This window comes from Psychrobacter muriicola 2pS (genome assembly GCF_904846535.1).
Taxonomy (GTDB): Bacteria; Pseudomonadota; Gammaproteobacteria; order Pseudomonadales; family Moraxellaceae; genus Psychrobacter; species Psychrobacter aquimaris.
On record NZ_CAJHBC010000002.1, the window covers coordinates 130,830 to 144,821 of the forward strand.

General features: G+C 42.9%; 12 protein-coding genes. 9 read left to right on the forward strand and 3 right to left on the reverse strand.

The window, feature by feature from the left end; translation table 11 throughout:
• Positions 1-217 precede the first annotated feature (217 nt).
• From JMX93_RS02910 to JMX93_RS02935, 6 genes are all read left to right on the forward strand, one after another.
• The gene (locus tag JMX93_RS02910; RefSeq protein ID WP_496191092.1) at positions 218-1,678 is read left to right on the forward strand and encodes an imelysin family protein; all 1,461 of its coding nucleotides are present in this window, start codon (positions 218-220) and stop codon (positions 1,676-1,678) included.
• A 288-nt stretch (positions 1,679-1,966) separates the two neighbouring features.
• A complete protein-coding gene (locus JMX93_RS02915; RefSeq protein WP_499204013.1) occupies positions 1,967-3,634 on the forward strand; it encodes a di-heme oxidoreductase family protein in 1,668 nt (555 codons plus the stop codon).
• 144 nt (positions 3,635-3,778) lie between these two features.
• Complete coding sequence (locus JMX93_RS02920) at positions 3,779-4,930, forward strand: imelysin family protein (RefSeq protein WP_499203799.1); 1,152 nt, start codon at positions 3,779-3,781, stop codon at positions 4,928-4,930.
• Positions 4,931-4,933: 3 nt separating this feature from the next.
• The gene (locus JMX93_RS02925; RefSeq protein WP_499203800.1) at positions 4,934-6,472 is read left to right on the forward strand and encodes a DUF1513 domain-containing protein; all 1,539 of its coding nucleotides are present in this window, start codon (positions 4,934-4,936) and stop codon (positions 6,470-6,472) included.
• Between the two features lie 2 nt (positions 6,473-6,474).
• A complete protein-coding gene (locus JMX93_RS02930) occupies positions 6,475-7,143 on the forward strand; it encodes a M48 family metallopeptidase (RefSeq protein ID WP_499203801.1) in 669 nt (222 codons plus the stop codon).
• 115 nt (positions 7,144-7,258) lie between these two features.
• Entirely contained in the window at positions 7,259-7,864 is a 606-nt protein-coding gene (locus tag JMX93_RS02935; RefSeq protein WP_499203802.1) for a methyltransferase domain-containing protein, read from the forward strand.
• Here the strand turns inward: JMX93_RS02935 and JMX93_RS02940 are convergent.
• Both JMX93_RS02940 and JMX93_RS02945 read right to left on the reverse strand, forming a co-directional pair.
• The gene (locus JMX93_RS02940) at positions 7,842-8,534 is read right to left on the reverse strand and encodes an HD domain-containing protein (protein ID WP_499203803.1); all 693 of its coding nucleotides are present in this window, start codon (positions 8,532-8,534) and stop codon (positions 7,842-7,844) included. The genes JMX93_RS02935 and JMX93_RS02940 overlap by 23 nt on opposite strands.
• Before the next feature lie 45 nt (positions 8,535-8,579).
• The gene (locus tag JMX93_RS02945) at positions 8,580-9,488 is read right to left on the reverse strand and encodes a hydrogen peroxide-inducible genes activator (protein ID WP_193013359.1); all 909 of its coding nucleotides are present in this window, start codon (positions 9,486-9,488) and stop codon (positions 8,580-8,582) included.
• A gap of 315 nt (positions 9,489-9,803) precedes the next feature.
• Here JMX93_RS02945 and ahpC point away from each other — a divergent pair, with 315 nt between their 5' ends.
• Positions 9,804-10,370 (forward strand): alkyl hydroperoxide reductase subunit C, encoded by a 567-nt coding sequence (ahpC, locus tag JMX93_RS02950; protein ID WP_193013358.1) that lies wholly within the window; start codon positions 9,804-9,806, stop codon positions 10,368-10,370.
• A gap of 174 nt (positions 10,371-10,544) precedes the next feature.
• On the opposite strand, the gene JMX93_RS02955 is transcribed toward ahpC, so the two are convergent.
• On the reverse strand, positions 10,545-10,793 hold the full coding sequence (locus JMX93_RS02955; protein WP_193013357.1) for an HP1242/YdcH family protein: 249 nt from the start codon (positions 10,791-10,793) through the stop codon (positions 10,545-10,547).
• A gap of 515 nt (positions 10,794-11,308) precedes the next feature.
• Here JMX93_RS02955 and ahpF point away from each other — a divergent pair.
• Positions 11,309-12,886 (forward strand): alkyl hydroperoxide reductase subunit F, encoded by a 1,578-nt coding sequence (gene ahpF / locus JMX93_RS02960; protein WP_443518117.1) that lies wholly within the window; start codon positions 11,309-11,311, stop codon positions 12,884-12,886.
• A 172-nt stretch (positions 12,887-13,058) separates the two neighbouring features.
• A complete protein-coding gene (locus tag JMX93_RS02965) occupies positions 13,059-13,925 on the forward strand; it encodes a hypothetical protein (RefSeq protein WP_499203804.1) in 867 nt (288 codons plus the stop codon).
• Positions 13,926-13,992 lie beyond the last annotated feature (67 nt).

The following is a 13,992-nucleotide window of genomic DNA, read 5'->3' on the forward strand; positions in this document are numbered from 1 at the left end:
ATTCAATTGATTGTGATCCAAATAGGACTAGAAACAGCTAAATTTTGTCTAATAGCATCAAATTTCTGGTCAATATCTTGATATTATCTGCGCTGTTTTTCTTGTTTGACTGTCATTTACCTCGTTTTTATCAGCATTATTTAAAATGAGGGTATGCCCTAATGCTCTTTATTATTCAAAGCCCATTTTTCTTTTGCGATACTTTTTGAGGATATGTATGACGATTACCACAGTAACGAGCCGTAAGATTTTACCAACTACTTTAGCTGCTGCACTTGCAGGGTTGTTAATGCTGTCGGGTTGTACCAAGCAAGCCAAGGAAGACACGGACACTACTGCCGATGCGCAAACAGCAGTGCAAGACACAACAGCCGCCGATACGACGAAACTATCAGCGGCTGATCAAGCTTATACCGATAGACTTGTGATCAGCTATGCCAATATGGCGCATGCTGCTTACAAAGATTCGCTAGATACTGCTAAAGTCCTGCAAGCGGCAGTAGAAACATATGTGACAACACCAACCCAAGCAAACCTTGATGCGGCAAAAGCAGCGTATAAAGCAGCGCGCCAGCCGTATTCGCAAACTGAGATTTTTCGTTTTGATGAAGGCTTTGTGACAGCCAATGATAAACGAGCACTCGGTAGTATCGATGGTTGGGAAGGACAAGTAAATGCTTGGCCACTTGATGAAGCGCTGATTGACTACGTTAGTGATAGCTATGAAGGTGAATATAATAGCCAAGATAATATCATCAATAGCGATAGCATTACGGTCGGTAGTATCAAACAAGATACCAGCACGATCACGCCTGAGCTGTTAGCAGAAATGAATGAGATTGGTGGTAGTGAAGCCAATGTGACGACCGGCTACCATGCGATTGAGTTTATGCTATGGGGACAAGATACCAACGGCGTTGGTGAAGGTGCAGGCAATCGTCCAGTGACTGATTATGTGACTGAGGCGGGTCAATGTACCAGTGGTGAGACGGTTAATGAAGATGCTGGTATATGTGAGCGTCGTGGCGCGTTCTTAAAAGCAGCGACTCAATTATTGGTTGATGATTTGACTGCAATGGAAGCTGAGTGGCAGCCTGAAAGTGAGAATACCTTACGTAGCGATCTGATGGCTCGCAAATACGATAATGGTCTACGTCAAATCATGTATCAGATGGGCAGTCTAGCACTGGGTGAGCTTGCTTCTGAGCGTATGCAGGTTGCATTTGTGACCGGCTCTACCGAAGATGAGCACGAATGCTTTAGTGATCTGACGCATTTGAGCTATGCCAACAATGCCCGTGGTATTCAAAATGTCTTTAACGGCAGCTATAAGACGGTCGCAGGTAAGACCGTTGGCGGTTATGGTGTTAAAAACTATCTCGTCGATACGAACAACAAAGAAGCGGCTGATAAATTGGCTGCCGACTTTGCTAAGGTAGAAGCCGCCTTTAATGTGATCGTTGAAAAAGGCGAAAAAGAAGGCATCAAAGTTGATCAAATGATTGCCACCGCTGGTCAAGTGAGCAAACAAGGTATTTCAGCTGAAGAGCAAAATGTCCGTCGTAGCTGGATTGAAAATAGTATCACTAGCTTACAAGAGCTGACAGCTGGTATCGAAAATGCGGCAAAAGCAGTCGGTATTGACAATTTAGATGCTGACGCAGGCTCGCAGTTTTAAGTTGAGACGTCTTCGTTTTCACAGCTTAATTAGGGTCTGCTCAACAGATCCTATATTTATAATGCCTGACAAGTCGCTATAAGCTAATGAGACTTATTTTTATGGAAAAATAATTTAGGTATAATACACACGTTGTCGACCACCGTTGGCAGCGTGTTTTTTACCGTATTAAAATAGCCTGATAGGTCAGTGCATTGCTGTACCTTATCGACTAGAAGTGAAGCACTTTATAGCATGCGATTTTAATGGTTCTAGATTAGAACTAAGGTACTCTTTATGAACACCACGATGAACACCACAAATGTCTTCAAAGCTAAAACTCCTGCCTCTTTTTACACGTCTTTTGTCATCAAAACCATACTATTAAAGCCAGCGTTTAGTATTCTATGCGTGCTATCCCTTAGTGCCTGTCAGCCGACGGACAGTGTTTCTGATGACGTTTCTGAAAATGAAAAATCTGCCATAAATAATGCTGACAACCAAACGCTAACACCTGAACGCCTCCAAACCATCGAAACGCTCGCTGGTGTACCAATGCAGCAATTGGCAAGCTTTGATCCGCAAGAGGTCAAGCAAGGTGGTGATACTGGTATTAGTATTAGCAGCGCTGAGAGTTACTCTAAACCTTCATCAAACTTGACCGCGTCACGGAAAGGGCATTTCTTTATTGGTAATGCGTTCTTTCGGCAGCCGTGGGTGATTGCCCCTGCCAGCACCGACAGCCGCGATGGTTTGGGCGCATTGTTCAATGTTGCTGCCTGCCAATCGTGCCATGTCAAGGACGGTCGCGGTCATGCGCCGATGACCAGTGATGACGATGCCGATAGCTTGCTTATTCGCCTTGCAATGCCAGCGACCACTGATGAGCAGCGTCAGCAATTGCAAAACTCACTTATCGAAAAAGTCGTTCATCCTATGTATGGTGGTCAGCTACAAGATCGAGGTATTCAAGGTGTGCCTGCTGAAGCCCGAATCGCGGTGCAGTGGACAGACAAGCCTGTTACTTTTGCAGATGGTCACATCGAAACATTACGTGCGCCCACCTTTAATTTAACCAAACCAGGTTATGGGGCATTTGATGATGATTTGATGGTGTCGCCGCGAGTGGCTTTACCGATGATTGGGCTTGGATTACTCGAGCAAATACCTGATGAAGCGATTAAAAAACAAGCGGTTGATAATAAAAATAGTACGAATGGCGATATCAGTGGTAAGTTCAACTGGGTGATGGATCCACAGACTGGCAAGCATGCCCTTGGACGCTTTGGCTGGAAAGCAGGGCAAACCAAGCTTATCACCCAAAACCAAAGTGCTTTTAATGAAGACATGGGCTTGACCTCAAATATACGTCCTCATGAATCCTGCATGCCGACACAGACTGCTTGTATGAATGCAACGACTGGTGCTGATGAACAAGGTAATGGTAAGCCGCCCGTCGAAGTCAATGATGAAGTAGCGAAGTTTGTGGAGTTTTATACGCGAAATTTAGCCGTACCACATCGCCGCGATGCTGACGATAAGCTAGTGCTAGCGGGCAAAAAACGCTTTTATGATATGGGCTGCCAAAGCTGCCATACACCAAGATATCAGTTGCCAAAAACCGACGATGACCATCTTGAGCAGCATGGACAAGTGATTTATCCTTATACGGATTTACTGTTACATGACATGGGTGATGATCTTGCCGACCGCACGATTGCTGGAAAATTACCCGCAAAAGATATCCAAGTCGAGTTTTTAGCCAATTCTTATGAATGGCGTACGCCTGCTTTATGGGGTATTGGTCTGGCACAAACCGTCGATCCACAAGCAACGTTTTTGCATGATGGTCGCGCCCGTACGTTGATGGAAGCGGTGCTATGGCACGGCGGAGAAGCACAAAAGCAACAGCAAAAAGTACTCAAACTCGATAAACAAGGTCGTACTGAATTGAATGCGTTCTTACAGTCATTATAGAGATAATGCCATTCAACTATTTTAAATGACTGAATAATGGCTAAGAAGATAAGTGAGTGTTGTTGAGGTTATCCACCCAATCAAATACTAGAGTTCGTAAGAACTAGAGTTTAAACAATTATTGATAATATCATTGAGAAATTTATGAAAATAAATCATGCTTTAGCGATGGCCTTGTCGGCCTTAAGCGCAGGCTTACTTATCAGCTGCGTTAAACCTGCTGATGACAATAAAGCATCAGAGGCAGACAGCCAAAAAGTTGTGCAAGACAAAGCAGCATCTACCAGCGCAGCAGAAGATAGTAGTGCGTCTGCGAATCCAGTGACGGCAGTGGAAATCAGTGCTGATACTGAAAAAACCTATTTGGCCCATGTGGCAAATGACATTGTCATTCCAGCTTATGCCGATGCCGCGAGACAGAGTGATTTACTGCATGATTTGGCACAAAAGCATTGTCAGCAAGTACCAGTCAGCGGTGACGATCTGCAAGCACTGCGCGATCAATGGCTAGTGCTCGCACAAGCATGGGCAGGCGCTGAGATGATTAATTTCGGTCCAGCGACCGCCAGCATGAGTAATTTATATATCAATTACTATCCTGATGAGCGCGGTCTGGTACACAGTGGCGTTGCCGAGCTGATTGCTGCCAATCCTAAGCTCACCGCCGAGCAATTGGCTAACGAGAGCGCCATCGTGCAAGGGGTGCCCGGATTAGAAGAAGTGCTATATGCCAATGACAGTCTGGATGCTGGTCAATGTGCTTATGTTATTAGTGCAAGTAGTGCTTTGAGCACGCGCTTAAAAGATATTGAGAACAACTGGCAGCAAAATGCCACTGAGCTATTAGCCATTGATAAAACGGCTGAAAGCGATCAAGGGTTGAATCAATGGTTTAATTCTTTACTCTCGTTGGTTGAGACTATGAAGTCTAATGCCATCGATCAACCGCTAGGATTAACAGGAAAGGCAAAAGGTCATTTGCCAGCCGCTACCGCAGAGCAAAGCCGTGCCATTATCAATGCTAAATTGGCCACGTTGAATGAAGCACTGACTGATCCTGTTTTGACGGCTATTTTGGGTAGCAATAATGAAAATGAAGTAGCGGATAACTTATCGACCGCACTTGCTGATGCCACGACATTGTTAGCGCAAATGCCAGAAGATTTAGGGGCTGCTGATAAAGCCACTCAACAAGAGCTTTATGATCACCTCACGACTATCACACGTATTATTAAGCGCCAATTGATTCCGACACTGGGTATTCGTGTGGGCTTTAACAGTACTGATGGCGATTAAAAAATGCACTCTATCGATGCTAAGACAGCAAAAAAATCACAACAGCAGCCAGAAGATAAGCAGTCTAATAATGAGCTGCTAGCGACATCAGCATTGACGATGGTTTCTACTATAATGGGTACCGTAGCGCTTGTCGGTATTCATCATCGTTATCGCAAGCAGCGTCAACCTGATGCCAGCTTGCAAGATTATGTGGTAGGCATACGCTCGCAGTTGCAGTCGTTAACCTCCACACCAAAACCCCAGCTAGCAAGGTTTAGTCACGTCTATCACCAAGCCGCTGCTGCATGGCAGCACGCTTATCATTTACCGATAGATGATCGGCAAAATACCAATCATCATCGCGTCGCTGACTTTAGTGCGCTACATACCACCACCGTACTGACGCGACCCATTTGTTGGGTTAGCGGTGTCGCCTCTATGCCAAAAAATAGCGTATTAGCAAATGATGATAGGCGTGATGACAATGATTTCGGTGTGGTCGGTATCGATGCCGATAGACAAATTATTTGGCAAACCACCATGCCTGAACGTGTCCATGATATTGTCGTCCAGCCCGTTGCTGATATTCAAAATACATTTATCGGGAGTAGAAATAGAGACGTCGTGGTGATGGGTCGCCGTCCGAGCGAAAAGTTTTGGGTATTAAACACGACAAATGGACAAGTAAAGTTTGCTATTAAAGCATCTACTTATCGTCATTTTTATGGGCATGCTTGTTATAGTTTAGATGGCAAGTTGCTGTATGTGACCGAGAATGACACCATAAGTTTAGATGGTAAAATCGGTATCTATGATGCTTATGATAATTATAAAAAAATAGCAGAGTATGACTCGCATGGTATTGGACCGCATGAGCTGATTATGCATCCTGATGGTGAGACATTGGTGATCGCTAATGGCGGTATCAAAACCGAGCAAGCGTCGCGTGAAGAGCTAAATTTAGACAGCATGCGTCCATCATTGGTTTACCTCAACCGTCATAATGGTGCTTTACTTGAGCAGATTATGCCTGAGCACAATCAAATGAGCGTGCGACATTTAGCCATGCATGACGATGGAACGGTGATGATAGGCATTCAATTCCAAGGCGAAAAGCATATCAATGTGCCGTTAGTATTGATGCATAAACGCGGTGATACTGATTTTAAAGCGCTCATTATGCCCAATAATCAATGGCAGCGTTTTCATCAATATATTGCCAGTGTGGCGGTCGATAGTGCGCGTAACCTACTATGTGTGACCACACCGATTGGCGGTTGTGCGGCGATTTATGATTTAAATACTTGCACATTGATTGATGATGTTAGCCTGCCAGATTGTGCGGGGGCAGCAGTGTTGTGTCATCAGAGCGCTAATAAGACAGACAATCATGATGTGCAATCAGGTTTCATCGTTAGTGATGGGCAAGGTCAGTTAACCGCACTAGATGTACATCGTTGGGCAACGGCAGAACTGGATGCTGTAGATAAAAGTGAGCGTATTTTTACAGACAGCAAGTTACATATGATGTCGTTTGATAATCATCTGCAAGCGCTGTGAGCATGAATGTGCCGCCAGCATATCAGTCTCCCTTATTAGAAAAGTCGATACAGCGTTTGGCGCACGCAGATATTGAGCTATATATCACCAAAAAGCGGGTTAAAAATATCAACTTTCGCTTAAAGCCACATCAATTACTGGTATCTGTACCATTGTTTATTAGCTCCGCACAAGCCGTACAGGCAGTGGTGAAACGGGTGCCATGGGCGATAGCAAACCACCCGCAAGTATTAGAGCAATATAAGCGGCAACGACTCCCTTTAGCGCAAGCTTCAACTGCTGACTGTACTCTGCTGTTGTGGGGCGCAGAGCAACCGTTCACCTTAAACCATGATGAAAAAATTGTCTATTATCGGCAACACCTCTCCGAAGCAATGCCTGCATTATTTGATAAATGGCAACCGATTGTCGGCGCTTATGCTAACCAGGTACGCCTAAAAAAGATGCATACGCGCTGGGGCAGTTGTAATACGCGCGCACGGCGGATTTGGCTATCCGTTTATCTGCCTGCTTATCCTATTGCGTGCACCGAATATGTGATTGTCCATGAGCTGTGTCATTTACACCATGCCAATCATAGCCGCGCCTTTTGGCAAACGGTGGCGACTGCGATGCCCGATTATCAGCATTGGCACGATATGCTGGCAGGTAAAGGTGGTCAGCTCGATTAGAAATAATACTTAGGTGGTTTCAGTAATGTCGATAAGACTGATATGATTAATCATAACGATACCAATTATGTCGTTTAAATAATATTCTTATTTATCATACATACAGGGATGTCATATGGAAAACGTCAATCAAGCGCAGTTTTGGCAGCAGCGTTATGAGCAAGACAGTATCGGTTGGGATATGGGGCAGGTGTCACCACCGCTCAAAGCCTATATTGATCAACTGCCAGAATCTGCCAAAGAGCAAGCGATTCTGGTGCCGGGTGCGGGTAATGCTTACGAGGTGGGTTATCTACATGAGCAAGGGTTTACCAATGTCACCTTAGTTGATTTTGCCGCTGCGCCGATTGCAGCGTTTGCTGAGCGTTATCCTGATTTTCCAGCTAAGCATTTAATCTGCGCCGACTTTTTTGAGTTATCACCTGAGCAATATCAGTTTGATTGGGTGCTTGAGCAGACGTTTTTTTGTGCGATAAATCCATCACGCCGTGACGAGTATGTGCAGCAGATGGCAGCATTACTGAAACCGAATGGTAAGCTGATTGGGTTGCTATTTGATAAAGACTTTGGACGAGAAGAGCCACCGTTTGGCGGCACAAAAGCTGAATATCAGCAGCGTTTTGAGCAACACTTTGATATTAAAATCATGGCACCAAGCTATAATTCACATCCTGCACGGCAGGGCAGTGAGCTGTTTATTAAGATGCGTGTAAAAGCGTAATTTCATGCTCAATATTTTTTCGAGCCTGCTTTTCTAAGCGTGCATAGTAATAATCTGTTAGATAAAGCGTTGGATGCGCCAGTAATTCTTTTAATACTGCTATGCGTCCGACGCGATAATCGCCATCTGCGACATGTGCATACTCTTGGCGTACAGCGTGAGCATACTGTTCATACTCCGACCAAGGTGCCCCTAAAATATTTAAGTCCATATCTAGTAAATAAGCGGCATCGCAATATCTATCCTTCTCTTTAGCTTTGTCTGACCATTCATCATTCCCGTCAATTTGATGGCTAGCCGTCATCATAATCAGCGTGTAGGTATGCTGGCATTGCTCCGCACTTAAATAACCAGTTAATGACTTTACTGCATATTCTGCACTTTTTAATTCATTATCCGATTGCGTCGGTTCATATATCACATCATGATAGAAAAGTGCTAACGCAATGATATGCGGCTCATGCAAATTATTCTTAACCTGCTCGAACTGCCCAAATAACTGCTGAATATGTTGCAAGCTATGATAAACACGCTGCGTTTCGTTATAACGCATGGCGATATCCTGCCAAAGTATTCTCACTTGCTCTAGCGTGATATGGCTACTCATAGCGGATAGATGCCGCGTGAAAATCGTACCAAGCTCAGTATCTAGCTGCGACAAATCGTCCATTGTTAACCTTCATTTGATAACTGCTGGAAATTTATAACCAACTGATTATTTTTTATTGGCAGCATCTTCAAAGGCTTGCTTGAATACTTTACCCAATAAATTAACATCATCGACACGGGCATAATTTAGACGGGTGACAAAGGCAATATGACGATGCGGGCCTTTTTCTGCCAGTGGCACAGCGACCGCATTTTGGTTTTGTAAATGCAGCTGGTCGAGCGCCATCTCTGGCACCAACGTCGTCCCCATATTGGCAAGTGCCATCTGAATAAGAGTATTTAGACTGGCGTCTGAAAAGCTTGATTTCATCTGTGCACGGTCAAAATGACAGACAGACAGCGTCTGATCGGTCAAGCAATGTCCTTCGCCGAGCAACATAAGATTGGCAGTAGCTAGCTCATCAGCGTTGATGGTTTCAAGCGTGGCGTGTACGTCATCTTTTGGGAATACAGCAAAGAAATCCTCTGCCCAAAACTCAAAGCTGTGTAAGCCGTCTACCGCATAAGGCAGCGCAATAATAGCCGTATCAATATGACCGTAGCGTACTTGCTCAAGTAAGCGCTCTGTTTGTTGCTCAACGATGGTCATACGAAACTCAGGATATTGAGCACGCAGCGCAGGCAATACTTTTGGTAGCAGATAAGGAGCAATCGTTGGAATGATACCGACAGTCATCGGATATGCCAGCGGTGATTGATGGCTATGGGCGCGTGTGGTCAAATCATTGACTTCAGAAAATACCCGCTGCGCCCGCGTGAGAATGTCTTCACCAATAGGGGTAATCAATACTTGCTTATTGTTACGCTCAAAAATCTGCGTATCCAGTTGCTTTTCTAACTCGGCAATACCCAAGCTCAGTGCCGATTGCGAGATATTACAGTCTTCTGCTGCACGTTTGAAGTGACGGTGTTTGGCCACTGCTAAAGCAAACTCAAGTTGACGTAAAGTAATCATAAAACCTCTCTATTAATGGGCTTTTAACGCGATATATTATGCTGATTTATTTGGTGTACCGGTTCGATAGCCAAACTCGATGTCATCTTAACGTAACCTAACGGTTGTATAGTGACTGACGTACAGTGCACTGATGATAAAAATTAGAGAGAATAGTTTAACAAGTTTAATAAAACAAAACATCACATTAAAAACTTTTAACTGGATTAACGATAGAATTCGCGTATAGTTTGTCAGGTAGCCCAAAGTATTAAAGGCTTGATAGAAACAATCATACCAAAAATTTCAATCAACTTAACTATAAAGGAGCCAATCATGGCGTCTATTATCAATCAAGAAATCCCAGAATTTTCAGCTGATGCGTATGTCAATGGTGAATTCAAAACCATCACTTCAGAAGACGTAAAAGGCAACTGGGCAATCTTTTTATTCTACCCAGCTGATTTTACTTTTGTTTGCCCAACTGAGCTTGAAGATATGGCCGCTCATTACGACGAGCTTAAAGGTCTTGGTGTTGAAGTATACTCAGTATCGACTGATACTCATTTCACGCACAAAGCATGGCATGATTCTTCAGAAGCGATCGGCAAAGTACAGTATCCAATGATCGGCGATCCTACTGGTAAAATCACTCGTGGTTTCAACGTTATGATTGAAGAAGCTGGTTTAGCTGAGCGCGGTACATTCTTAGTAGATCCTGATGGCTTGATTCAAGTAGCTGAAATCCATGCTGGCGGTATCGGCCGTAGTGCAAAAGATATGCTACGTAAAGTGAAAGCAGCACAGTATGTTCGTGAAAACGATGGCGAAGTTTGCCCTGCAGCTTGGGAAGCTGGTCAAGAAACGCTAAAACCAAGTCTTGATCTGGTTGGTAAAATCTAACTCCTGATTTCATGAATCAGTTTAACGATTTAGATATTTGTAGTATTGCATATAATGCTATTAGTTAAATCAGTACTATAAATGAAGCCCTCATCAGCCTAAGTTGATGGGGGCTTTTTTATGGTATGTATCAATGAAGAATTTTACTTCTGTCTTGTGATAATAAATGAAGCGCTAAGCATGAGATTGAATTTTATTTTTGTCAATTATCTTATAGATCTCATCTTTTAAATGCAGTTTTCGTCGTTTCATTTGTTCAATTTCTTCATCGCGACTGGTGTGTGTTACCAAGTCTTTATCCAGTTGATTAATTTGCTGATCAAGCTGAGTATGCTCATCAAAAATGCTCGCGAAGTGGCTGTCTTTCAGCTTGAGCTCAGCAATAATATCTCTGTTGTCTTGCCATGTATCAGTCTTTCTCATGTTGTCATCCTTGTTATGAAGCGCAAGCTTACGATAAGCATCCGCGCATTGTCGTTAAAAGTGCTGTGATGAATTGCTATGATTTTGAGACTTGATTTTTATTAAGCCAGAACGATATTTAACACAATATAGATAAAGCCTAATAGCAGCAGAAAGCCCTTTTAATGAACCTGTAAAAAAGCCAATCTGCAACTAGACAAATAGGAACTATTCCTATCAGCCTCACTTGATTGTAGCGGAAAAACAACCTCGTTACTATGATAATAATCTGATAAGAACGAGCAGTTTAATTAGAATTTAATGGTAAATAACTAATATTGATTTGTTTTATAAAACATAGTATTTGAGTTTCTCAGCTTGCCCAAACTTCTAGAACCTATGATAATAGAGACATCAAAGGGCATAAAGTTAGGTCCTATAATACTTTAGATAAAATTATTAATACCAAATAATCCATATTTGAGCGTGCAACATGATAGTTGCCGTTACATATCCAGTAATGATGAGGAACAAACATGATAGATCAAAGTTTATTAGACGCCGTGAAAAGCTATAGTGAAAATATGACTCGCCCAATTACTTTTGTATTGGGTAGTGGCGACCATAATAAGCGCGCCGAGTTGATTGATTTTTTGTCTAAAATTGCTGGCACCACAGATAAAATTAATTTTGATGCAACAGCAACTGATGACAGCTTACCAAGTCCAATTAGCTTTAAAGTAGTTAGTCATGTCGATGGCGCATTGACTGATACGGGTATTGTTTTTAGTGGTATCCCAGGTGGTCATGAGTTTACCTCCTTGATTTTGGCTATTTTGCAAGCGGGTGGTCATACGCTAAAACTGGATGAAAGTATTCAAAAGCTGATTAAGCGTTTTAACAAGCCGTTGCAGTTTCAAACTTATGTATCGTTGTCTTGCCACAGTTGCCCAGAAGTCGTACAAGCGCTGAACCAGTTTGCGCTACTGAACGATGACATCAGTAACGAGATGATTGATGGTGCTTTATTCCAAGAGCAAGTTGATGCCAATAACATCCAAGGTGTACCAGCGGTATTCTTAAATGGTAAACCGTTTGCCAATGGTCTCATCGACACGGCAAAATTGATTGAAAAGTTGCAAGAGCAGTTCCCTGACTTATTAGCAGAAGCTGATGACGATGCTGAGCAGTTAGAGCAGCAAGATGTGACGATTATTGGTGCTGGTCCTGCAGGGGTTGCTGCTGCGATTTATACCGCTCGTAAAGGCTTAAAAGTCACCATGGTCGCTGACCGTATCGGCGGACAGGTGAAAGACACGCAGGATATCGAAAACTTGATTTCTGTGCCTTTGACGACTGGTAGTGAGCTATCAGCGAACTTTGAAAAACATTTGCGCGAATACGATATTACTTTAAAAGAGCACGTCAGCGTCAAAGAAATCAGTGAGACGGAAGATGAAAACTACCGCATTCATCTAAACACGGGCGAGACGTTTGAGACACGTAGTATTATCTTAGCGACGGGTGCTCAGTGGCGTAAGCTTGGTGTTCCGGGTGAAGAAGAGAACATCGGTAAAGGCGTGGCTTTCTGCGCTCACTGTGACGGCCCATTCTTTAAGGGCAAAGATATTGCTGTCGTCGGTGGTGGTAACTCTGGTATCGAAGCGGCATTAGATCTTGCCGGTATCGTGAAGCATGTAACGGTACTTGAGTTCGCTGATGATTTGAAAGCGGATCAGGTATTGATTAACAAAGCCAAAGAAAAAGATAATATTGAGTTTGTCACTGGCGCGGCGACGCAAGAAATCAAAGCGACTGATGGTAAAGTGACTTCTGTTGTCTATCAAGATCGCAGTACAGGTGATATCCATGAGCGTGACTTGGCAGGGGTGTTCGTACAGATTGGTCTAGTACCGAATACTGAGTTTGTTAAAGGCTTTGTTGATTTAAACCGCTTTGGCGAGATTGAAATTGATGAGCGCTGCCGTACTGATCGCAAAGGTATCTTTGCTTGTGGTGACGTCACGACTGTGCCGTTTAAGCAGATTAATATTGCGATGGGTGAGGGTAGTAAAGCGGCATTATCAGCATTTGAATACTTAGTGATGCAGTAAGTTGTTCCGCACCAAAGTTAGTCTAAGAAGCCACCTCTTTTGAGGTGGTTTTTTTATGGATGATGTTTTAGTGCTTGTTAAATAATATAAGTTGACTTACATTTGGCAATGTAAATTGTGTAGAGTATAACTAAATTGATTATCGATAAAACGATGGTGAAAGGAACTTATTTTGCAGCATTTAAATACATCAATTTTTAAGCGCATAGCCTTTGTAGCCACTATATCTTATGTATTTTATGGCAGTCATGCGCTAGCGAACACCACTCAAATTAATAACCCTATATTAAACAAGACTCTTATGGGTCTATTAGAGTCTTATTATCCATTCTATAACAAGAAACTTAAGTGCCACAGTGTGGTCATTGACTCAAGTTTTTATGGTGTCTTTTCTGCTGAAGATAAAAAAACGGGTCATTGTGTCGAAATTGACCGTCAAATTATGGTTGAGACTAATAAAGGCAAACGTCTCTATGTGCTAGTCACTGGCGATATAAAATTTGGTGAGCACGATGAGGGATTGATAGATAGTAACAATGCTCTTTCTCACCAAGGCTTGGTGGGTATGTTTGTCTTAAAGCCAAATGGCAACAACTGGAAAATAGAATCGGCAAGTCCTATTATGAGTGCTGGTGCACAGGGTATGGGACTGCATGATTGGAAGTTGATGCGCTTTGCTCCCAATACTTGGGGCTTTGTAAATGAGGATGGTTACGAGTATTTGGGTTATGTAGAAACCCGTTTGGTTATATTAACGCCTAGTGGGCAAAATATTATAAAAAGCTTGATTAATAATAGTAATTTTAGTGCTTATACTGATCTTTGTAGCGATGAGGTAAAACGGGTCTGCGATGATATCAATGCTAAATTACAGCGCATTGATACGAGTAAAGTAGTTGATGGTTTCTACCCCCTAAGCTTTACCATCAACGGTCGCAAAAATAATAAGACTTATAAAAATGCAAACTATACCTTTCATTATAAAAAAGGTCAGGGCTATCAAATACCTGATAACTATCCTATAGGCTTAGAGAACTAGATGAGCTAGGGCATTTATAAGCGTTAAATTTGACCTCATAAAAGAAGAGAAAGCATGATAAACGTTA

What these genes read in the sequence shown, in the direction of transcription:
- JMX93_RS02915 (WP_499204013.1), top strand. Translation starts at nt 1,967, where the DNA reads ATGAACACCACAAATGTCTTCAAAGCTAAAACTCCTGCCTCTTTTTAC.
- ahpF (WP_443518117.1), top strand. Translation starts at nt 11,309, where the DNA reads ATGATAGATCAAAGTTTATTAGACGCCGTGAAAAGCTATAGTGAAAAT.
- JMX93_RS02935 (WP_499203802.1), top strand. Translation starts at nt 7,259, where the DNA reads ATGGAAAACGTCAATCAAGCGCAGTTTTGGCAGCAGCGTTATGAGCAA.
- JMX93_RS02945 (WP_193013359.1), bottom strand. Translation starts at nt 9,488, where the DNA reads ATGATTACTTTACGTCAACTTGAGTTTGCTTTAGCAGTGGCCAAACAC.
- JMX93_RS02920 (WP_499203799.1), top strand. Translation starts at nt 3,779, where the DNA reads ATGAAAATAAATCATGCTTTAGCGATGGCCTTGTCGGCCTTAAGCGCA.
- JMX93_RS02910 (WP_496191092.1), top strand. Translation starts at nt 218, where the DNA reads ATGACGATTACCACAGTAACGAGCCGTAAGATTTTACCAACTACTTTA.
- JMX93_RS02925 (WP_499203800.1), top strand. Translation starts at nt 4,934, where the DNA reads ATGCACTCTATCGATGCTAAGACAGCAAAAAAATCACAACAGCAGCCA.
- JMX93_RS02955 (WP_193013357.1), bottom strand. Translation starts at nt 10,793, where the DNA reads ATGAGAAAGACTGATACATGGCAAGACAACAGAGATATTATTGCTGAG.
- ahpC (WP_193013358.1), top strand. Translation starts at nt 9,804, where the DNA reads ATGGCGTCTATTATCAATCAAGAAATCCCAGAATTTTCAGCTGATGCG.
- JMX93_RS02930 (WP_499203801.1), top strand. Translation starts at nt 6,475, where the DNA reads ATGAATGTGCCGCCAGCATATCAGTCTCCCTTATTAGAAAAGTCGATA.
- JMX93_RS02940 (WP_499203803.1), bottom strand. Translation starts at nt 8,534, where the DNA reads ATGGACGATTTGTCGCAGCTAGATACTGAGCTTGGTACGATTTTCACG.